At 27.8% G+C, this 22,949-nt stretch carries 23 protein-coding genes; all 23 read left to right on the top strand.

All coding sequences use genetic code 11. The features are described from left to right. Window positions 1–22 precede the first annotated feature (22 nt). Window positions 23–541 carry a DMP19 family protein gene (locus PG913_RS08680; RefSeq protein WP_271230388.1) on the top strand — a complete coding sequence of 173 codons (519 nt, stop codon included), beginning with the start codon at window positions 23–25 and terminating at the stop codon, window positions 539–541. Between the two features lie 158 nt (window positions 542–699). Next, window positions 700–1,245, top strand: a complete 546-nt coding sequence (locus PG913_RS08685; protein WP_271230389.1) for a hypothetical protein — start codon at window positions 700–702, stop codon at window positions 1,243–1,245. 1,853 nt (window positions 1,246–3,098) lie between these two features. Continuing rightward, window positions 3,099–3,293 carry a hypothetical protein gene (locus PG913_RS08690; RefSeq protein ID WP_271230390.1) on the top strand — a complete coding sequence of 65 codons (195 nt, stop codon included), beginning with the start codon at window positions 3,099–3,101 and terminating at the stop codon, window positions 3,291–3,293. 362 nt (window positions 3,294–3,655) lie between these two features. Next, window positions 3,656–4,888 carry a S41 family peptidase gene (locus PG913_RS08695; protein ID WP_271230391.1) on the top strand — a complete coding sequence of 411 codons (1,233 nt, stop codon included), beginning with the start codon at window positions 3,656–3,658 and terminating at the stop codon, window positions 4,886–4,888. Window positions 4,889–6,145: 1,257 nt separating this feature from the next. After that, on the top strand, window positions 6,146–7,057 hold the full coding sequence (locus PG913_RS08700) for a hypothetical protein (RefSeq protein WP_271230287.1): 912 nt from the start codon (window positions 6,146–6,148) through the stop codon (window positions 7,055–7,057). Between the two features lie 741 nt (window positions 7,058–7,798). Next, window positions 7,799–8,038, top strand: coding sequence for a hypothetical protein (locus tag PG913_RS08705; protein WP_271230392.1), 240 nt, complete (start codon window positions 7,799–7,801; stop codon window positions 8,036–8,038). Window positions 8,039–8,071: 33 nt separating this feature from the next. Next, window positions 8,072–8,464 (top strand): transposase, encoded by a 393-nt coding sequence (locus tag PG913_RS08710; protein ID WP_271230305.1) that lies wholly within the window; start codon window positions 8,072–8,074, stop codon window positions 8,462–8,464. Window positions 8,465–8,478: 14 nt separating this feature from the next. Then, entirely contained in the window at window positions 8,479–9,318 is an 840-nt protein-coding gene (locus PG913_RS08715) for an IS3 family transposase (RefSeq protein WP_271232153.1), read from the top strand. Window positions 9,319–9,426: 108 nt separating this feature from the next. Further along, window positions 9,427–9,786, top strand: a complete 360-nt coding sequence (locus PG913_RS08720; protein ID WP_271230393.1) for a DUF4145 domain-containing protein — start codon at window positions 9,427–9,429, stop codon at window positions 9,784–9,786. A 156-nt stretch (window positions 9,787–9,942) separates the two neighbouring features. Beyond that, window positions 9,943–10,296 (top strand): hypothetical protein, encoded by a 354-nt coding sequence (locus PG913_RS08725; protein ID WP_271230288.1) that lies wholly within the window; start codon window positions 9,943–9,945, stop codon window positions 10,294–10,296. 3 nt (window positions 10,297–10,299) lie between these two features. Continuing rightward, complete coding sequence (locus PG913_RS08730) at window positions 10,300–10,761, top strand: hypothetical protein (RefSeq protein WP_271230289.1); 462 nt, start codon at window positions 10,300–10,302, stop codon at window positions 10,759–10,761. 1,315 nt (window positions 10,762–12,076) lie between these two features. Beyond that, window positions 12,077–12,289: a hypothetical protein gene (locus PG913_RS08735; RefSeq protein WP_271230281.1), complete on the top strand. Its 213-nt coding sequence runs from the start codon at window positions 12,077–12,079 to the stop codon at window positions 12,287–12,289. A gap of 78 nt (window positions 12,290–12,367) precedes the next feature. Next, a complete protein-coding gene (locus PG913_RS08740; RefSeq protein ID WP_193709350.1) occupies window positions 12,368–12,601 on the top strand; it encodes a hypothetical protein in 234 nt (77 codons plus the stop codon). A 200-nt stretch (window positions 12,602–12,801) separates the two neighbouring features. Then, window positions 12,802–13,095, top strand: coding sequence for a type II toxin-antitoxin system HigB family toxin (locus PG913_RS08745; RefSeq protein WP_101931722.1), 294 nt, complete (start codon window positions 12,802–12,804; stop codon window positions 13,093–13,095). A 2-nt stretch (window positions 13,096–13,097) separates the two neighbouring features. Then, a complete protein-coding gene (locus PG913_RS08750; protein ID WP_271230280.1) occupies window positions 13,098–13,463 on the top strand; it encodes a helix-turn-helix domain-containing protein in 366 nt (121 codons plus the stop codon). A 1,372-nt stretch (window positions 13,464–14,835) separates the two neighbouring features. Further along, window positions 14,836–15,228: a helix-turn-helix domain-containing protein gene (locus PG913_RS08755; protein ID WP_271230376.1), complete on the top strand. Its 393-nt coding sequence runs from the start codon at window positions 14,836–14,838 to the stop codon at window positions 15,226–15,228. Window positions 15,229–15,242: 14 nt separating this feature from the next. Further along, window positions 15,243–16,091: an IS3 family transposase gene (locus PG913_RS08760; protein ID WP_233885030.1), complete on the top strand. Its 849-nt coding sequence runs from the start codon at window positions 15,243–15,245 to the stop codon at window positions 16,089–16,091. A gap of 43 nt (window positions 16,092–16,134) precedes the next feature. Beyond that, window positions 16,135–16,833, top strand: a complete 699-nt coding sequence (locus PG913_RS08765; protein WP_271230394.1) for a hypothetical protein — start codon at window positions 16,135–16,137, stop codon at window positions 16,831–16,833. 1,264 nt (window positions 16,834–18,097) lie between these two features. Then, on the top strand, window positions 18,098–19,438 hold the full coding sequence (locus PG913_RS08770; protein WP_271230395.1) for a hypothetical protein: 1,341 nt from the start codon (window positions 18,098–18,100) through the stop codon (window positions 19,436–19,438). Between the two features lie 204 nt (window positions 19,439–19,642). Then, on the top strand, window positions 19,643–20,035 hold the full coding sequence (locus PG913_RS08775; protein ID WP_271230376.1) for a helix-turn-helix domain-containing protein: 393 nt from the start codon (window positions 19,643–19,645) through the stop codon (window positions 20,033–20,035). A gap of 14 nt (window positions 20,036–20,049) precedes the next feature. After that, window positions 20,050–20,898 (top strand): IS3 family transposase, encoded by an 849-nt coding sequence (locus PG913_RS08780; RefSeq protein WP_233885030.1) that lies wholly within the window; start codon window positions 20,050–20,052, stop codon window positions 20,896–20,898. 598 nt (window positions 20,899–21,496) lie between these two features. Further along, window positions 21,497–22,198 carry a hypothetical protein gene (locus PG913_RS08785; protein WP_271230396.1) on the top strand — a complete coding sequence of 234 codons (702 nt, stop codon included), beginning with the start codon at window positions 21,497–21,499 and terminating at the stop codon, window positions 22,196–22,198. Beyond that, on the top strand, window positions 22,185–22,937 hold the full coding sequence (locus tag PG913_RS08790) for a hypothetical protein (RefSeq protein WP_271230397.1): 753 nt from the start codon (window positions 22,185–22,187) through the stop codon (window positions 22,935–22,937). The genes PG913_RS08785 and PG913_RS08790 overlap by 14 nt, the downstream gene beginning before the upstream one ends. The last annotated feature ends 12 nt before the right edge of the window (window positions 22,938–22,949 follow it).

The raw sequence follows: 22,949 nt of genomic DNA on the forward strand, positions 1-22,949 counted from the left end.
ATAAATCAATGAAATTCGAACTATGAAAAAAGATTCTTATTCTGGACTTTCTTGGATGACAGAGGAAATAAAAAACGAATCAATTATACGAGATAAAATTGTTGAAAATGAAGATATTGAAAGTCTTTTTTCTTTAAAAGACAATTCTGACTTTTCAATTGCATTATTTAAAATCCTTCAAAAAAGGAACGAAAAAGAACCTAATTCTTTAAATGAAATTGAACTGAATTTATTTTTATGTATGAATTTGGAAAATGCAGGTCAAGCAGATAGTATTTTGTCTTTTTTACAAGAATGGTTTCCTGAACAGAATGAAAAAGTTATTAAATCGCTGAATGAAATTGGAGCGTCTAAATCATCTGAAATAATAAAAAAAGCGATTGAATTACTTCCTGAAAATGGTACTTGGTTTTTTGAAAGTTCAAACGAAGAATCTGAAAGAATAATGAGTGAATTAGATTCTGAATTTTCTAATTATCCAGATGGTCCAATGAGAAATTTATATCGAAAATATGCCGAAAAAAACAGGAATGAATTATAAAACCTACCTACAACACCGTATATAATTTATTGCTAGTTCTAGCCTACTTACGAAAATCCTTAGGGGATTTTCTATTCCGCTTTTATTTACTAAATTAGTTGCTCGAAATACGCAACAAATAATATACAAAAACGTTGGGCACAAGCCGACAAAAAAAAATGCTAGAAAGTATAATATTTATGATTTTGTCTTTTATTGGAATAATCAGTTTGATTATTTCAGTAATAATTTTATTAGTTGGATTAATTAAAAAATCAAGAAAAGTAAAAATGACTGGCTTGATTTTCTTAATAATTCCGATTTTTTGTTACGGATTAATTCAATTTTGGTATAAAACTGTAATTCCAAATTCTAATGACAGAATATCGAATGATTTTGTCGGAGTTTATTCAACTCATAAAGTTAAATCAACTAAATTTCTGAAACGAAATGGATTGTATGATAAAGAACGATTTCTAATTTTAAAAGACAACGGAACATATGAATTTGATTCAATTCCAGGAGTTGATTTATGGAAAACTGGAAAATGGGAGTCTGGAGGAATTGATGGAGTTTTTAATTTTTACAATAATAAAGGTCATTTAATTGACAGAGGAATGCCTTTTGGAAGTGGAGATAATTGTGGATTGGAATTTGATTTTTATCCAAATCCAAAAGATTTTAGAAAAAGCGAAAATTTAACTTTAAGAAAAAAAACAGATTGAAAAGCCAGTGCCCAACACCTCATATAATTTATGCTTAAATTTGAACTAGTACAAACTGACAAACATTCAACCAACGATTTGCTACCACCGAAAAATCTCCGATTTTTAGGCGCACAAATCATATAAAATCTCGTTGCCAAAAACTCGGAAAAATAAAATACTGAAAACCATTTTTACTGAATAAAAACGTAGAATTAAAGTTTTACTAAAATTGAATAATTTAGAAAATATTTCAAAAATTAGAATTTTATAAAAACTGAAAATAAATATTACGGAATTTAAAAACGCAGAATTAAAATTTTTCTCAAATTCAATAATTTAGAAAATATTGAAAAATTTAGAATTTTATAAAAATGGAAATAAATATCGCGGAATTGAAAACGTAGAATTGAAATTTTGCTAAAATTCAATAATTTAGAAAATATTGAAAATTTAGAGTTTTTTAAAAGCTGAAAATAAATATCACGGAATTGAAAACGCAGAATTAAAATTTTGCTCAAATTCAATAATTTAGAAAACATTGAAAATTTAGAGTTTTTTAAAAAGCTGAAAATAAATATTACGGAATTAAAAACGCAGAATTAAAATTTTGCTCAAATTCAATAATTTAGAAAACATTGAAAATTTAGAGTTTTTTAAAAAGCTGAAAATAAATATTACGGAATTAAAAACGCAGAATTAAAATTTTGCTCAAATTCAATAATTTAGAAAATATTTAAAATTTAGAATTTAAACAAAAAATCGCATTTGGCAACACCGTGCATAGTTCATTGCTTGTTGATTTTCTTGCAGAAAATCCTCGCGCACGTTGAAGTTTTAGTTTTTTAAACTATATTTAGTGCTGTAATTCCGCAACGAAACCATGCACAAATACGTTAGTTTTTATCGCTCGAAAAAATTAACATCTAGAGAAAATAATAAATAATTGAAAATTTTAAAAAGTAATTTAATAAAAAACTTATAACTCTCTGAGTTAAAAATAACAGCGGGAATTTAGCTTGTTTTCGGGACTTAAAATGCGAAAATTAGTTCGCAGAATTTCTATAAAATTAAAATGTAGAAACGTTAGCTATTTGCTGAATTAAAAAACTCCTAAAACAAAAGAATTAAAACCTTAAAAAAGTTTGAATAAAAAATATAGAAACGTAAAAATTTACGCGAGAATAAAAAAGTAGAAACGTAAATTAAACGTGCTTGTTTAAATGTCTCGCAACAAAAACTAACAACGTATATAATTCATTGCTTACTGATTTTCCTGCGGAAAATCCTTGCAAACGTAAATGTTTGAGTTTTTTAAACTATATTAGTGCTATGATTTCGCAACGAAATCATATACAAGAACGTTGCAATTAATGGCGGAATTTCAGCCAGAAATTCCTAATTAGTGATTTATCTTTTCTAGAAATTAATATTGAAAAATATTGCGCTAGAAAAATTGAAAATGACTTCTACTCTATTTTTAGAAAATGAATCCTAAAAAAGAGAAAAAAAAGAATTGAACGCTGAAAAATGAATCGTGAATAAATAGGCGGAAATTAATTAAGGCGGAGTTTTAAGCTGAAACGTGAAAAAAAGGCAGAAGTTAACGCTGAAAATAAAGCGTGAAAAAAAAAAGAAAGAGAAATAAAACGGAAAAATTGAAAATTAAAAAACGAGAAATATAGTTAGAAAATCACTAATTGCAACACCATATATAATTTATTGCTTGTGATTAACTACTTACGAAAATCCTTAGGGATTTTCTATTCCGTTTTTATTTACTAAATTAGTTGCTCGAAAAACGCAACAAACCATATATAAAAACGTTGGCATTCATTGACCAAAAAACCAAAATCTGAATTAAAAATAAAAAAATGATTAAAAGAAACGGAGCATCAATTTTAATAATAATTTCAAGTATCATAGGTATTTTGAATGTTGATTTTTCTAATATTTCAGAACCAAAAAATTATTGGAATTTAATTATATCATCATTTATTATTTTGGCATCAATAATATTAATTTATAGTACGGAATCAAAATTTAAGAAAAATATAGAATCTGAATAAAATTAATAGCGGATTTTTAGCACGCTTATGGAATTAGAAACAGAACTGAAAAGCAAAGTCTGAATTGAATGCAGAATTTAGCAAGCTGTGGAATTTCTCACTCAATCGGAATTTATAAAGTTTGCGGAATAAAAAAGAATCTACTCAAATACTCGATACATAACTTAAAGAATTAGAATCTGAAAAAATAAAACAACGAAATGCCAACACCATATATAATTTATTACTTGTAATTAACTACTTACGAAAATCCTTGGCGGATTTTCTATTCCGTTTTTATTTACTAAATTAGTTGCTCGAAATACGCAACAAACCATATATAAAAACGTTCTACGCAATTTAAACCAAGAACATTACAATTTATGAGAAACCTGATTTTAGCGATATTAATCCTTTTAAATTTTTCTTATGTCAATTCACAGGAAAATAAAATTGACCATAATAAAGTTAAAGAAGACTTAAACGAAATTATAAATCACCTTTCACAGAATTATATTTATTTAAAAGAAAAAAATGTTGATTTAAAATGTATTCAAGAATATTATGACAGACAAATTCCTAAAATAAAATCAAAAGAAGAAATCGTACTGTTCTTCGAGTATTTACTCAATGAGTTTTCCGATAGTCACGTACATCTAAATACAGCTTACAATTCCTCTTATCGTTTGTTCTCACCAATTTATGCAACAGTAAAAAATGAGAAGGTAATTATTTCCAATGTTTGGCAAACCCAAATTAAAAATCTCGACCAAAATTTAATTGGAACGGAACTACTAAAAATAAACGGAACTGATTTGAATAAAGCTGTTGAAAAGTTTCCAACTCATTGCAATGATAAAAGTTCTCCAAAACTTAGAGAGTGGATTTTAAATAAGATTTTAGCGGGACGCTATAATCAACCAAGAATATTAACTTTAAAAGTAAAAAATAATCAAATCATTGAATTTGACATAGATAAACTCAAAATATTAAAGAATTCTACACTTTTAACATCAAAAACAGAAAACAAAATTGGAATAATTACAATAAATAATTCTTTGGGAAATAACAACCTAATAAATGAATTTGATAAGGCACTTGATAGTTTAATGCATACTAAAGGATTGATAATTGATTTGAGAAATACTGTGGATGGAGGGAATTCTTATGTTGCTCGTGGAATTATGAGCAGGTTTATAAAAGAACCGAAACCTTATCAAAGACATTTAACGACAGAACAATATGATGGAAATCCTAAAATTGCACGAAGTTGGGTTGAGTATGTAAGTCCAAGATATATACAATATAAAAAACCAGTTGTGATTATAGTTGGTCGCTGGACAGGAAGTATGGGAGAAGGACTTGCAATCGGATTTGAAGGAATAAATAGAGCAGAAATTGTTGGTTCAGAAATGGAAAGATTAGCAGGAGAAATGAATGGGTTTTCGTTTAAACATCGAAATTTTGGATACAGTCTTTCAACAGCAAAACTTTATCATATAAATGGAATACCAAGGGAAAAGTATGTTCCAACTAATTATGTAAAACAAACAACAAGTGAAAAAGACGAATTTCTTAAAAAGGGAATTGAACTGATTAACAAAATGGCGGAATAAAAACTGCGTAGAACACCGTATATAATTTATTGCTAGTTCAAGCCTACTTACGAAAATCCTCGCGGATTTTCTATTCCGCTTTTATTTACTAAATTAGTTGCTCGAAAAACGCAACAAATAATATACAAAAACGTTGCAAGTAATGGCGGAATTCCCTCAGAAATTTCTAATTAGTTATTTATCTTTTCTAGAAATTAATATTGAATAATATTACGCTGGAAAAATTGAAAATGACTGCTACTCTATTTTTAGAAAATGAATCCTAAAAAAGAGGAAAACAGAATTAACTCTGAAAAATGAAGCGTGAATAAATAGGCAGAAATTAATTAAAGCGGAGTTTTAAGCAGAAACGTGAAAAAAGCAGAAGTTAACGCTGAAAATAAAGCGTAAATAAATAGGTGGAAATTAATTAAGGCGGAGTCTTAAGTAGAAACGTAAAAAAAAGAGAAATAAAACGGGAAAATTGAAAATTAATAAATGAGAAATTTAGTTAGAAAATCACTACTTGCAACAACATATATAATTTATTCCTAGTGCTTATCTACTTACGAAAATCCTTAGGGGATTTTCTATTCCGTTTTTATTTAATATATTTAGAACTTGAAATACGCAACAAATCATATATAAAACCGTTGGGTTTCATTTGAGAAAAAAATAGTTAAAATTTGAAAATTTAGTTTTTAAATAAAATTTAAAATAGCTCGAAAAATATTTAGAAAAAAGCTTCTTTAATTACCTCAGGAAATCGCACAAAAAATCATTTTGAAAATTATAGTTTTTTTAATAATATTTTTTGCATTTTGAAAAATTCTAATTGAAAACTGTTGTGTAAAAAGTCATTTTAAAAACTATAGTTTTTTTAATAATATTTTTTGCATTTTGAAAAATTCTGATTGAAAACTGTTGTGTGAAAATAGAAACGTGAAATGAAAGAGTTTTAAAATCAAATTCTACATTATTTTACTTTTTGAAAAATTTTTAAAAATATGAAAAATCGGAATTGAAGCTCAAAAGCGTGAAAATTAAAACCGTAGATTTAAAAACTGTGAGAAAAATAATTATTGAAAAATATGAGAATTAAAAAAAGGTAGAAAAAAAACACAAAATCCATAAAACGAAAACCCAACAACGTGCATAGTTCATTGCTTGTTGATTTTCTTGCAGAAAATCCTCGCGCATGTTAAAGTTCTCGTTTTTTAAACTATATTAGTGCTATGATTTCGCAACGAAACCATGCACAAAAACGTTGCCACACATATGAGAAAAACCAGTTTTATCATTTTAACTTTAGTATTCAATTTAATGTTGAATGCTCAAAATTTGGATTTCGGAAATTTCCCATCCGAAAATATTGATGAAAAACCTATGCTCACTTCTGACTTACTAAAGTCATTGAATTGGGGAAAATTAAAAGAGTTTAGTAACTCTAACAATGGTCATTATACTTATGAACGAAAAGATAGTTTATTAGTCGAATATGAATATATTCAACAAGGTCGAGTGGCTGATTTTGAAATCACAAGTTTTAAAGGAAAAGTGTTAGAATATCAATGCCAAATATCTAATTCAACAAAAGAAACAAACACAAATTATTTCGACAAAAAATTATGGTTAGAATATGCTCATTCATATCTACCAAGTCTTGCAGATAGTTTGAAATTGACTATTAACGAACCAAAAAGAATTTTAAAAGCATATTACAAATTGTTGGGAGTTGGAACTTACGATGAATATGGTTGGATTTGCGAATATTCAACTATTGGAAGAGCAACTGACCGAAGAATGGCTGTTATCGAATTATTTGGTCGAGAAGAATTATTGTGGCAACTTTTAGAATATCCAAATGTTCACGTTCAATTATATGTTGCTGATGCTTTAATTTATTCAGATTTTAGAGATAAACAAATGATTGAGGAATATAAAGAAAACAGGAAATACAAAACTGCTCGTGAAATGATAAAGTATTTAAAAGACGAATTGTTGACCAAAGCAGAATGGAAAAAAATATATGAATTAAGAGATAGTAACCAAAAAGTAAGTACTTGTAAAAGCGGAACAGGTTCTTTTAAAATTTATGAAAATAACACTTCCGAATTGTTAAGTGAACAAGCAATTTCTAAAATCCCGAAAAGATATGAGAAATTGAAAAAATTAGGCTACTTGCGATAAAATACGTGTGGCAACACCGTATATAATTTATTACTAGTTCTAACCTACTTACGAAAATCCTTAGGGGATTTTCTATTCCGCTTTTATTTACTATATTTAATGCTTGAAATACGCAACAAATAATATACAAAAACGTTGCAAGTAATGGCGGAATTCCCTCAGAAATTTCTAATTAGTGATTTATCTTTTCTAGAAATTAATATTGAATAATATTACGCTGGAAAAATTGAAAATGACTGCTACTCTATTTTTAGAAAATGAATCCTAAAAAAGAAGAAAACAGAATTAACGCTGAAAAATGAAGCGTGAATAAATAGGCGGAAATTAATTAAAGCGGAGTTTTAAGCAGAAACGTGAAAAAAGCAGAAGTTAACGCTGAAAATAAAGCGTGAATAAATAGGCGGAAATTAATTAAAGTGGAGTTTTAAGCAGAAATGTGAAAAAAGCAGAAGTTAACGCTGAAAATAAAGTGTGAATAAATAGGTGGAAATTAATTAAGGCGGAGTTTTAAGTAGAAACGTAAAAAAAAGAGAAATAAAACGGGAAAATTGAAAATTAAGAAATGAGAAATTTAGTTAGAAAATCACTACTTGCAACAACATATATAATTTATTGCTAGTGCTTATCTACTTACGAAAATCCTTAGGGGATTTTCTATTCCGTTTTTATTTAATATATTTAGAACTTGAAACACGCAACAAACCATATACAAATCCGTTAGCAAACATTTGAGAAAAAACTATGTACCAAATAAACACAAACGCAGGAGCAACCAAAATAGATAAATTACCAGAAAAATGTCCTTTCTGTCATAGTGGAATATCGCCAAAAACAATAAATGGGAATAGTGGAAATGGACGTATGGAAATATTTATGTCTTGCCCGAAAAGTACTTGTAAAAATTCATTCATTGGATATTACAAATACGAAAATAATATGTGGCGATATACCAATGAAACTACTTGTAAAATCCTGAAATAGGTTGACTAAAATTTAAACACTTTTAGTTAAACTATGGACACAAAGACAAAACTACCCTGCCGAAAAAAGAACTACAATAAAGTAGGTTTTGAACTCAAATTATTCATCATTGACCAAATTCATAATGGACGTATTTCTGTTAATTACGCCGCTAAAAAATACGATATTTCTAGAGCTACAATTCAGTACTGGATCAAAAAATATAGTACTTTTGAACAAAAAAAATTAGGCGTGAGTAAACAAGATGAAATCAAAAAACTCAAAGAGAAAATTGAAGAACTAGAATTTGTAAAAGATTTTCAACAAGATATTATCGCTGATATGGAAATCATTACTGGTGTCGATATGTCAAAAAAGTCATTGCCCAAAACATTAGCAGAAGAGATTCAAAAAAAGAAGCAAAACCGTTTAAAAGAAAATGGTTAATTCAATGTTTTGGGATTAGTAAACAGGCCTTTTACAAACGATTAAAATCTTATCAAATAAAGCAAAATAACGAACTTATATTAACACAATTAGTCAAACAATGTCGTGATAGAATTGGTCAGAAATTAGGGGCTAAAAAACTATATCATCAATTAAAAATTGATATCGATAAAAAAGGAATAAAAATAGGGCGAGACAAGTTCTATAATTTCTTAAGAAGCCATAGATTACTAGTACCTAGAACAAAAAACTATCATATTACAACGAATTCTAAACATCATTTTTATAAGTATAAAAACCTTGTATCAAACAAAATCCCGACAAGAGCGGAACAACTTTGGGTAACAGATATTACCTATATAAAAACAGAAAAAGGTCATAATTATTTAGCTTTAGTAACAGATGCATATTCTAAGAAAATAATGGGGTATAAATTAGACACACATATGAGAACATCGCTTTGTATAGATGCACTCAAAATGGCTATCAAAAATCGAAAATATCCGAATGAAAAACTAATTCATCATTCAGATAGAGGACTACAATATTGCAATCCGACTTATACCCTATTTGCTGAAAAAAATGGTTTAATTATGAGTATGACTGAAAAATATGATCCATATGAAAATGCTATCGCTGAAAGAATTAATAGAACTTTAAAATATGAATATGGTTTGAAACTAACAATTAAAAACACTATTTTAGCAAAGAAAATTACAAAAAGTGCTATTAATATTTATAACAACCTTCGTCCACATTTAAGTCTCGATTTAAATACTCCTAAGAAGGTTCATATAAATCAAAATATCGAATATAAATCATATCGAAGAAATAAAAAAATCTGGAATTATTAACCTTATAAATTCAAAAAAAAGGTCAACCTATTTCAGGACAATACAACTGTTGGAAATCTAACAACTAAAGAATTCAGTGATAGTATTCAAGAAATATCACCATCATTTGTGAAAATATATAACGAGGCATATTCTGCTGAACAACAAAATCTAAAAGAAATATGTGGAGTTGGATACAGAAAAGCGTTGGAGTTTTTAATAAAGGATTATGTAATCTTGAATAATAAAGAAAAAGAAGATAAGATTTTAAAAATGGGACTTGGAAATTGTATAAAAGATTTAGTTACTGATGACAGAGTTAAATCTGTTTCTAAAAGAGCTGTTTGGCTCGGAAATGACGAAACTCATTACGTACGAAGATGGGAAACTAAAAATCTTGAGGATTTAAAAAAACTAATCAGTTTAACCGTACATTGGATTGAAATGGAAAAACTGACTGAAAGTTTTGAAACAGAAATGCCTGAATAAAAAACATTTGCTAACACCGTATATAATTTATTGCTAGTGCTAGCCTACTTACGAAAATCCTTAGGGGATTTTCTATTCCGCTTTTATTTACTATATTTAATGCTCGAAATACGCAACAAATAATATACAAAAACGTTAGGCACAAGTTGACCAAAAATGCGAACACAAGAATATAATAGAATAACGAAAGAAAGAAACGTACTTGATTTTGGAACGCTGAAAGAAACTAAAAAGCAACTTGAAATTAACAAATTGACTGAACTTGAATCTGAAATTGACCGAATAATAAAGGAAAACAAAATTCAAAAACCCGAATTGCACAATGAACCGAATAGTACAGAAACTAACTTTTTCCTAATTGATTTAAACTCTGACCAAATTGAAATAATAGTTTCTATTTTTGGAGATTTAGAAGTTGGAAATCTCGGATTGAATTACGAATCGACTTATTCCGCTAACTTTTTTGCTAAAATGCTTGATAAGTGGAGTAATTTACCAGATTATAGATAAAAAATGAGTGAAGAAAAACAATCATACCTAAACGCTGAACAAATCAGAGAAGGATCTCAAAAAGGACTAAAGAAATATGAAAACTTGAGTTTTATTGAACAATATGCTATGTATATGGGAATGGCACAATTACTCGAATTTGGACTGAAAAAGTTATATGAAGAGAAATTTGGAGGAAATCTTGACAATATGGAAAGATGGACTCTTGGGAAAACTAAAGTTGAACTTGAAAGAAAAGGATTGAGAGAAGACTTCATTACTCTTCTCAAAGAAGTTACGGATTCAAGAAATCATATAGCACACGAAATTTTAGCAAATGAGGCACTTATGAATGGAACGATGAATAAATTAAATATACAAGGAGGGTTTTCGAAAAACAAGAGAATACTTTGGAAAGCAATAAATGAACTTGAACACGCCTGTTTTCTTTTTGACTGGACTAATGAAAATAATGGTTGGGATTAAAAACCAGTGCCTAACACCGTGTATAATTAATGGCTAATCCTCTCCTACTTACGAAAATCCTCGCGGATTTTCTATTCGTTTTTTATTTACTAAATTAGGTGCTTGAAAACGCCACAAATCATACACAAACACGTTGTAATTAATGGCGGAATTCAGCCAGGAATCCCTAATTAGTGATTTATCTTTTCTAGAAATTAATATTGAATAATATTACACTGGAAAAATTGAAAATGACTTCTACCCTATTTTTAGAAAGTAAATCCTAAAAAAGAGAAAAACAGTATTAAACTCTGAAAAATGAAGCGTGAATAAATCGGTGGAAATTAATTAAAGTGGAGTTTTAAGCAGAAACGTGAAAAAAGACAGAAGTTAACGCTGAAAATAAAGCGAAAATTAATTGAAGCGGAGTTTTAAGCAGAAACGTGAAAAAAGGCAGAAGTTAACGCTGAAAATAAAGCGTGAATTAATTAAGGCGGAATTTTAAGACGAAAACGGAAAAAAGAAAGATAAATAAAACGGAAAAATTGAAAATTAAGAAATGAGAAATATAGTTAGAAATTCACTAATTACAACAACATATATAATTTATTGCTAGTGCTTATCTACTTACGAAAATCCTTAGGGGATTTTCTATTCCGTTTTTATTTAATATATTTAGAACTTGAAATACGCAACAAACCATATATAAAACCGTTGCCTACTATAGCGGAAAACACTCAGACGCAATCAATTCGGAATAAAAAATTGAGTTTATATAAAATAGACTTAAAATAACTCAGAGTTTTCACTCAATCGTGGAAAAAATTACAACAGAATTTCAACAAATTTTGAAAATAAAATTACACCCTAAAATAATTTTCCTGAATTACTCAATCAGCCAAAAAAAATTACAAGAAAAATTGAGTGATTTTTCGAAATTAAATAACTTTTGAAAAATAGAATTGTACCCTAAAGACTTTCAGGAATTGCTCACTCAAGCGCGAAAAAAATATAATGGAATTTTAGAAAGTTTATGTAATCAAATCCTAGACTAAAAAAAATTAGACTTGCTAAATCTAACTGAATTTAAAAACAAACTGAATTAAAATTTACTTAAAAAATGAAAAAACTACAGTAGGCAACAACGTATATAATTCATTGCTTAATGATTTTCCTGCGGAAAATCCTTGCACACGTAAATGTTTGAGTTTTTTAAACTATATTAGTGCTATGATTTCGCAACGAAATCATATACAAGAACGTTACCATACATTAAAAACCAAGCCTTATGGAGGAATTTGAAAAAAAATATAAATATCTCAATTATGATAAATTTATGAATGAGATTACAATTAATTATAAAAATTCTTCTAAAGAAAGATTATTTGACAAAATACTAACACCAGCAAATTTTGAAAATATAGATTTTGAACAATTAATTAAAATGAAATCCTTATTGAAGACCTTTAATCCTAATGATGAAAAAGTTAAATTATTACTCAAAACTCGGCTCGAATTAGTACAAAAAGCTCTTAATGCTTTAAAATAAGAAAATTATATTCGATAAATTTAGGAATTTATTTAAGAAATTAAACTGAAATGAATGAAGAAGAAAAGATAATATTAATTGATAAAGTTTTACAAGGCTTTAAAAAAAATATTAAATACTGTTCCTGAATTAATCGATGGATTTCAAAAATATCCAAGCTATAAATCTGAAAAACTTGAATTCGATAAAAAAATAAGGAATCTTGAAAGTCAATTAAAAGTTACGAATTTAGTAAAGAACTATTGGTGGATTATAATTACTGCAGTCGGAATTGGCTTTTCGATTTCTGAAATAATAAAAAACGTATGGTAACACCGTATATAATTTATTGCTAGTGCTAACCTACTTACGAAAATCCTTAGGGGATTTTCTATTCCGCTTTTATTTACTAAATTAGTTGCTTGAAACACGCAACAAACCATATACAACAACGTTGGCAATAATAAAAAACCACAAAAAACACCAAATCGGGAACTTTTTTTATTATATTTGCATTGTCAAAAAATAAAACTGTGAGAATAATATCAAGAAGAACACTACGAGAATTTTGGGAAAAACACGCTGATAGTGAACAACAATTAAAAGCTTGGTATCGTGAAACAGAAAAAGCAAATTGGAAAAATATAAATGAATTAAAAATTGAATATCCTAGCGCTAGTGTTTTAAAAGACAATAGAATAGTTTTCAATATTAAAGGAAATAATTATAGACTCATTGTTAAAATGAATTTTGAATTTCAAGTATCTTGGATTCTATTTATTGGAACTCATGCAGAATATGATAAGATTAATGCTAACAAATTATAATTATGCAAATTAAACCTATAAAAAACGAAACAGATTACCAGGAAGCTCTTAATAGACTTGAATTAATTTTTGAAGCAACAAAAGGAACAAAAAAAGGAGATGAACTTGAAATACTTACTATTCTAATTGACAAATATGAAAATGAAAATTTTCCAATTGGAATGCCTGATCCTATTGAAGCTATTAAATTCAGAATGGAACAAATGGGAATGAAACAAAAAGATCTTGCTGAACTTGTTGGTTTTAAAAGTAGAGTAAGTGAAATTTTAAATAAAAAACGAAAACTAACTTTAAAAATGATTAGGAAAATTAGTGATTCGTTACATATACCTACTGATGTCTTAATACAAGAATATATTGTAGAATAAAAATTACTATTGCCAACAGCGTATATAATTTATTGCTAGTACTCGCCTACTTACGAAAATCCTTAGGGATTTTCTATTCCGCTTTTATTTACTAAATTAGTTGCTCGAAATACGCAACAAACCATATACAAACCGTTGGGTTTCATTAGCGGAAATCGTTAAAATTTGAAAATTTAGTTTTTAAATAAAATTTAAAAATAGCAGAGAAAATATTTAGAAAAAGCTCCTGTAATTACCTCAGGAAATCGCACAAAAAATCATTTTGAAAATTATAGTTTTTTAAGAATGTTTTTTACATTTTGAAAAATTCTAATTGAAAATTGTTGTGTGAAAATAGAAATATAAAATGAGAGAATTTTAAAATCAAATTTTACATTTTCTATATTTTGAAAAATTATAGTTCAAAACTGTTGTGTGAAAATAGAAACGTGAAATGAAAGAGTTTTAAAATCAAATTTTACATTTTCTACATTTTGAAAAATTTTAGAAAATATGAAAAATAGAAATTGAAGCTCAAAGCGTGAAAATTAAAACCGTAGAATTAAAAACTTTGAGAAAAATAATTACTGTAAAATATGAGAATTTAAAAAATAGGTAGAAAAAAAATACAAAAACTATAAAACGAAAACCCAACAGCGTGCATAGTTCATTGCTTGTTGATTTTCTTGCAGAAAATCCTCGCGCACGTTGAAGTTTTAGTTTTTTAAACTATATTAGTACTGTAATTCCGCAACGAAACCACGCACAAATACGTTATGTTTAACGGCGGAATTTCCTCAGAAATTCCTAATGAGTATTTTATGAGTTCTAAAAAATAAATTGACATAATTATACGCCGAAAAAAAAGACTCAAACAGCTAAAAATGGAAATAACTTCTTCCCTATTTTAAGAGAAAATTGAAACTAGAAAAGTCATTTAAGACAATTTAGAAATAAAATGAAAAATTCAAGAATCATTTAAAACTGAATGTCGAAACGTGAAAATATCTCTGGAGAAAAAAGGTTTTAGCAAAACAGCGCGAATATCAAGCTGAAAAGTAAAACGGGAAATTTAAGTACTAGAACTGGAAAAATTAATTAAGAAAAATTAAAAGACGAAAATTGAGCTTTAAAACGTGAAAATATAGAATAAAATTTAAGTAGAATGATTATTTAGAACTCAAAACCGATAAACATAACATCGTATATAATTTATTGCTAGTTTTTAAATATTTATGAAAAGCTTTTTTTAGAATTTTATATTTCGATTTTATTAACTAAATTAGTTGCTTGAAATACGCAACAAATCATATACAAAAACGTTATGCACAAGCTGAAAAAATGTAAAATCCTGAAATAGGTTGACTAAAATTTAAACACTTTTAGTTAAACTATGGACACAAAGACAAAACTACCCTGCCGAAAAAAGAACTACAATAAAGTAGGTTTTGAACTCAAATTATTCATCATTGACCAAATTCATAATGGACGTATTTCTGTTAATTACGCCGCTAAAAAATACGATATTTCTAGAGCTACAATTCAGTACTGGATCAAAAAATATAGTACTTTTGAACAAAAAAAATTAAGCATGAGTAAACAAGATGAAATCAAAAAACTCAAAGAGAAAATTGAAGAACTAGAATTTGTAAAAGATTTTCAACAAGATATTATCGCTGATATGGAAATCATTACTGGTGTCGATATGTCAAAAAAGTCATTGCCCAAAACATTAGCAGAAGAGATTCAAAAAAAGAAGCAAAACCGTTTAAAAGAAAATGGTTAATTCAATGTTTTGGGATTAGTAAACAGGCCTTTTACAAACGATTAAAATCTTATCAAATAAAGCAAAATAACGAACTTATATTAACACAATTAGTCAAACAATGTCGTGATAGAATTGGTCAGAAATTAGGGGCTAAAAAACTATATCATCAATTAAAAATTGATATCGATAAAAAAGGAATAAAAATAGGGCGAGACAAGTTCTATAATTTCTTAAGAAGCCATAGATTACTAGTACCTAGAACAAAAAACTATCATATTACAACGAATTCTAAACATCATTTTTATAAGTATAAAAACCTTGTATCAAACAAAATCCCGACAAGAGCGGAACAACTTTGGGTAACAGATATTACCTATATAAAAACAGAAAAAGGTCATAATTATTTAGCTTTAGTAACAGATGCATATTCTAAGAAAATAATGGGGTATAAATTAGACACACATATGAGAACATCGCTTTGTATAGATGCACTCAAAATGGCTATCAAAAATCGAAAATATCCGAATGAAAAACTAATTCATCATTCAGATAGAGGACTACAATATTGCAATCCGACTTATACCCTATTTGCTGAAAAAAATGGTTTAATTATGAGTATGACTGAAAAATATGATCCATATGAAAATGCTATCGCTGAAAGAATTAATAGAACTTTAAAATATGAATATGGTTTGAAACTAACAATTAAAAACACTATTTTAGCAAAGAAAATTACAAAAAGTGCTATTAATATTTATAACAACCTTCGTCCACATTTAAGTCTCGATTTAAATACTCCTAAGAAGGTTCATATAAATCAAAATATCGAATATAAATCATATCGAAGAAATAAAAAAAATCTGGAATTATTAACCTTATAAATTCAAAAAAAAAGGTCAACCTATTTCAGGACAATACAAAACATTGAGATATTACATTGGAGCATATTATTTGATTAAACTTCGAAAGTCTAAATTTGGAACTTATGAAGGAAAGGAGTTGCATACTTGCAGCACTTGCATCAATGATTCATATTTTGACGCTTGGTCTATTTCTTGGACAGAAAACGGAAAAATAATTAGTCAAGAAACTAAAACGGATTTTAATCTTGACGAAAATCTAATTGAAAGAATTCAAAAATGGTCTGACCAAAAATTTGAGGAAAATAAAATTGGCTGGATTTGTACTTTTTCGGACTTAAAAACTCTGACTGAATATAAACAATCTTTCTTTCCAGAGGTCGAGGCTGAAATCTTGAGTGTAAACTTTCCCGAAACTGAAAAAGGAGAATTTTTAAAACTATTCAATCCCGAAAAGTCAAGTTATGGAGAAATCGGACTTTCTAAAAACCTAAAAAATGGAATTATTGAAAGTAAAACTGAAAAGACACTCGGATTTGACCTTATTGGAATTGAATCAAGTGGCGAATTTCATAGTTTTCATTGTCACGATTTGGCAAGTGATTTAATAGAAAAGTTCGGAATCGAAATAAACGAATTTGGACTGATTAAGGAAAATGACAATTGGAATCAAATGGTTGAATATATGAATGACGAAAAAAACGGATTTGAACCAACACCTTGGTTTTATGTTAAAATAAAAAAAGTTAAAGCCAGTGCATAACACCGTATAAAAAAAATTGCTAGTTTTAGCTAAACCAAAGTTAGTTGCTCGTTTGCTAGCTTCTGATTTTCCTTCGGAAAATCCTCGCACACAAACACGCAACTTTCCTTATACATAAACGTTGTGTCTAATGGCGGAATTTCCTCAGAAATTCCTAATGAGTATTTTATAAACCAAAAATTAAGCGGACACAAACTCTAGACAAAAAACACTAAAAACTGAAAAAGACTTCTACTCCATTAAAATAAAAAATTGAAATGTGAAAAAATCAGCGCAGAAAAAATTATTTTAATAAAATAGCTGAATACAAATAGAAACGTAAAAAACTGAGCAAATAGGTGGAATTAAGCTCTGAAGCGCAAAAAATCGTTGATATTAAAAAGTCATTATGAAAATTCATAAATAAATTGAAAAACTTAAGCTTTTAATAAAATTAATGAATTGAAAGTTGAAACGTAAAAAAATCGGCGGAATTAAACTCTGAAATCAAAAAAGCTCATTAAAACGAAAATGGAATTATAAATAAATTGAAAAATTTGAATTTCTAATAAAATTAATGAACTAAAATGAAAAAACCACTAAACACAACAACGTATATAATTTATTGCTAGTTTTTAAATATTTATGAAAAGCTTTTTTTAAATTTTATATTTCGATTTTATTTACTAAATTAGTTGCTCGAAATACGCAACAAATCATATACAAGAACGTTGCCAAAAACTCGGAAAAATAAAATGCTGAAAACCAATATTACGGAATAAAAAAGTGGAATTGACATTTTACTTAAATTGAATAATTTAGAATTTATTCAAATTTCAGAATATTATAAAGGCTGAAAATAAATATCGCGGAATTTAAAACGTGGAATTAAAGTTTTACTCAAATTGAATAGTTTAGAAAATATTGAAAATTTGGAGGATTATAAAAACTGAAAATAAATATCGCAGAATTTAAAATGTGGAATTAAAGTTTTACTCAAATTGAATAGTTTAGAAAATATTGAAAATTTAGAGGATTATAAAAACTGAAAATAAATATCACGGAATGAAAACAAAGAATTGAAATTTCACTTAAATTGAATAATTTAAAAATATTGAAAATTTAGAATTTAAACAAAAAGTCGCATTTGGCAACAACATATATAATTCATTGCTCATTTATTTTCCTGCGGAAAATACTCGCAAATGTAGATGTTTGAGTTTTTTAAACTATATTAGTAACTTGAAATACGCAACAAACCATATATAAAACCGTTGCCCGTAATATGAATAAAATTAATCGAAATCTATTTAATATATATCTTTTATTCACTAGAGAACCCTTTTCTAGAACATACATAAATGAACTTGAATTCTTCTCAAATGGAGACAATACTATAATTGGTCTCGTAAGTTTAGATTTAATTGACAATGACTTTAGTGGAGTCGTTTTATCAAGAGATCAATCCAAGCAATACAGAGCCGAAAACGTTATTACTTGTTTAAGCACATTAGAAGAAGCAAGACAATGGGTTCAAAAAGAGATGAGTTCTGACAAAATTATTATTCATGATAATAAATCTAGTTTTTTTGACTTGTTCAATACAATAACAAAAGAAAATCAGATTCATCCTTATTATAATTCATTAAAAAACGATGAAGCTTTTAGTGGTTCAAAAGATGTTATCAAAGAAATTTCATATCATTATAAGGATATAGATGGTAATTTTATTGAACAATTTCAATCCTTAAATGGTTTTGACGCTAGACTCTGGGAGTTATATCTTTTTTGTCTTTGTAGAGAAGAAGGTTTTTCTTTCAAGAGAAACAAACATGCACCTGACTTTATTATTGAAAAATTCAATGAAATAATTGCAATAGAAGCTGTAACAATAAGTCGTGATTCAAGTAAAAAGATTGATATTAAAAACTTTGAACCTAAAAGTAAAGAAGAAACTACAGAACTCCTTAAAGACGAAATGCCTCTGAAATTTGGAAGTGCTTTATTCTCAAAATTAAAAAAGAAATATTGGGAACTTGAACACGTTAATGGAAAACCTTTTCTAATAGCTATTGCTGATTTTCACGACACAATGTCAATGACTTGGTCTTTTCCTGCATTAATCACTTATTTATATGGCTATAATTATGAAGCGAAACATGATAAGAATGGAAAGCTAGTAATTACTCCAATTAAAATAACAGAATTTGTTAAAAAAACTGGAGCAAAAATCCCTGCTGGATTCTTCAATCAACCAGATTCTGAAAACATAAGTGCAATATTATTTTCTTCCACAGCAACAGTCTCAAAATTTAACAGAATGGGAAAACAAGCGGGATTAGGTTCTGAGAAATTATCAATAATTAGAATGGGAGCTAAACATAACTTTGACGAAAACTCTTCTGAATCAATACCGTTTATTAATCATATAAATGAGGAATGCAATGAACTATGGTCAGAGGGAGTTTCAATATTTCACAACCCCAATGCTATTATTCCTTTAAAAAAGGAACTATTTCCATCTGTAGCTCATCATTTTTTTAAAGACGAAAATATCTCAAGTATATTTCCTGATTTTTTTCCATATTTTTCTATGAATCAAAACATCGTTTCTGTAGACAAATAATACTACGGGCAACACCGTATATAATTTATTGCTGGCTTTTTGCATACTTACGAAAGTCCTCGCGGACTTTCTTGGTCGGTAATTATTTATTAAATTAGTTGCTTGAAACACGCAACAAACCATATACAACAACGTTGTAGCACATTAAAGTAATGTAAAATCCTGAAATAGGTTGACTAAAATTTAAACACTTTTAGTTAAACTATGGACACAAAGACAAAACTACCCTGCCGAAAAAAGAACTACAATAAAGTAGGTTTTGAACTCAAATTATTCATCATTGACCAAATTCATAATGGACGTATTTCTGTTAATTACGCCGCTAAAAAATACGATATTTCTAGAGCTACAATTCAGTACTGGATCAAAAAATATAGTACTTTTGAACAAAAAAAATTAAGCATGAGTAAACAAGATGAAATCAAAAAACTCAAAGAGAAAATTGAAGAACTAGAATTTGTAAAAGATTTTCAACAAGATATTATCGCTGATATGGAAATCATTACTGGTGTCGATATGTCAAAAAAGTCATTGCCCAAAACATTAGCAGAAGAGATTCAAAAAAAGAAGCAAAACCGTTTAAAAGAAAATGGTTAATTCAATGTTTTGGGATTAGTAAACAGGCCTTTTACAAACGATTAAAATCTTATCAAATAAAGCAAAATAACGAACTTATATTAACACAATTAGTCAAACAATGTCGTGATAGAATTGGTCAGAAATTAGGGGCTAAAAAACTATATCATCAATTAAAAATTGATATCGATAAAAAAGGAATAAAAATAGGGCGAGACAAGTTCTATAATTTCTTAAGAAGCCATAGATTACTAGTACCTAGAACAAAAAACTATCATATTACAACGAATTCTAAACATCATTTTTATAAGTATAAAAACCTTGTATCAAACAAAATCCCGACAAGAGCGGAACAACTTTGGGTAACAGATATTACCTATATAAAAACAGAAAAAGGTCATAATTATTTAGCTTTAGTAACAGATGCATATTCTAAGAAAATAATGGGGTATAAATTAGACACACATATGAGAACATCGCTTTGTATAGATGCACTCAAAATGGCTATCAAAAATCGAAAATATCCGAATGAAAAACTAATTCATCATTCAGATAGAGGACTACAATATTGCAATCCGACTTATACCCTATTTGCTGAAAAAAATGGTTTAATTATGAGTATGACTGAAAAATATGATCCATATGAAAATGCTATCGCTGAAAGAATTAATAGAACTTTAAAATATGAATATGGTTTGAAACTAACAATTAAAAACACTATTTTAGCAAAGAAAATTACAAAAAGTGCTATTAATATTTATAACAACCTTCGTCCACATTTAAGTCTCGATTTAAATACTCCTAAGAAGGTTCATATAAATCAAAATATCGAATATAAATCATATCGAAGAAATAAAAAAAATCTGGAATTATTAACCTTATAAATTCAAAAAAAAAGGTCAACCTATTTCAGGACAATACAAAACACTCAGACGCAATCAATTCGGAATAAAAAATTGAGTTTATATAAAATAGACTTAAAATAACTCAGAGTTTTCACTCAATCGTGGAAAAAATTACAACAGAATTTCAACAAATTTTGAAAATAAAATTACACCCTAAAATAATTTTCCTGAATTACTCAATCAGCCAAAAAAAATTACAAGAAAAATTGAGTGATTTTTCGAAATTAAATAACTTTTGAAAAATAGAATTGTACCCTAAAGACTTTCAGGAATTGCTCACTCAAGCGCGAAAAAAATATAATGGAATTTTAGAAAGTTTATGTAATCAAATCCTAGACTAAAAAAAATTAGACTTGCTAAATCTAACTGAATTTAAAAACAAACTGAATTAAAATTTACTTAAAAAATGAAAAAACTACAGTAGGCAACAACGTATATAATTCATTGCTTAATGATTTTCCTGCGGAAAATCCTTGCACACGTAAATGTTTGAGTTTTTTAAACTATATTAGTGCTATGATTTCGCAACGAAATCATATACAAGAACGTTAGGGGTAATTAGAAAAAAAATCCGTGAATGAATGAAAATTTAGTAGCAATATTGATTTTATTGCTTTATTTCTCACCAGTATTTTATCAATTAGTTCTCGTTATCAAAGAGAGTAAAAGAGGAAACCGAATACCACTAAAAAAGTTTATGAAATTTGTGAAATATAGTTTTGCGGTTTTAATTCCTTGTTTAATTGGTTTTGCAGTTATAAACCATACAAATTATCTGAATTACGAAAAACCAATGACCTTCGATAAATATGACCAAATTACATTTGAGAATTTTAGAGGTTTGGAGTTTTTCAAAAAGTCGTTGTATGGGAATGAACGATTTGCATATGTAAATACAACTATCGAAAGTGAAATTGATGATAATTCCGTAACAGTAAAGTCGTTATTTCATCCATCTCGCTCTTTTGTTTACAATAAGCAAACTCATAGCAAAGAACTTTTAAGCCACGAAAAGTATCACATTAAAATAACAGAACTTTTTACGAGAAAAGCAAAAGAAAAGTTATCAAATCTTAATACTTTTGACGAGGACAAAATTGAGGGAATAATTGATAACACAAGAAAAGAAGAAAGAGATTACCAAAAGGAATACGATTACAACACTTTTCATAGTTACGTTTTGAGCGAACAAAAACGTTACGAGAAAGAAGTTGACAGTTTATTAACTAATTTGACTAAATTTAAAAATCCAAAAATAATAATTGATGAAACTAATTAAGTACGCATTTTTAGCAATCATTTGCTTAACATTAACGAATTGTAAAACAGAAGAACACGAATTTCCGCTTGATAAAAGATATTGGGATACAGCAGATTATGATAAGGCTGTGCTTGAATTGAGATATGGTTATAAAGACGACGAAAAGAAACCAACTTTCGACAATCCCGAAACGAGAATAATCGTCGAAAAACTTACTGACCACCAAAATTACAAAGTAGTTTTAGAAGACAAAGAGTTAGGAATTAAACACAGAAATGATGTTGCAACTGCTTTTTTCAATGAGTGGAAAGATATGAACCAAATTTATACTGCAACCGACAGAAAAGACAAATATCTTTATGACAAAGAAATGTTGGCGGTTTGGCAATTTGGTTTAGGTCTGCAATTGGGATATTTCAAATTAGGCAATGACCAAATTTTAGAAAGTGCAGATGACCCAAATTCATCAAGAGTTAAGAACCAAGTCAACTCAAATGTTAGTACGTTAATCAAAAATTATCTGATTTATTTAGACGAGATTAATAACGAAAATGCGTTTACCGAAGAAGGCAAAAGTAAACTTGCGGAAGGAATTGATAAATTCTTTAGCGAACTGATTGAACTTTATCCGAATGCAAATTATAGCGGAATGGAAAACAAAGCGAATTTGATGCTTAAAAAGAGTCAATCGGGAAAAATAAAGCCTTCTTTATCCAAATTAATTGAGTTAATAAATTCAAAGAAATCGCAAGAATAACTACCCCTAACA

Origin of the sequence: Tenacibaculum pacificus (genome assembly GCF_027941775.1) — a bacterium.
GTDB lineage: Bacteria > Bacteroidota > Bacteroidia > Flavobacteriales > Flavobacteriaceae > Polaribacter > Polaribacter pacificus_A.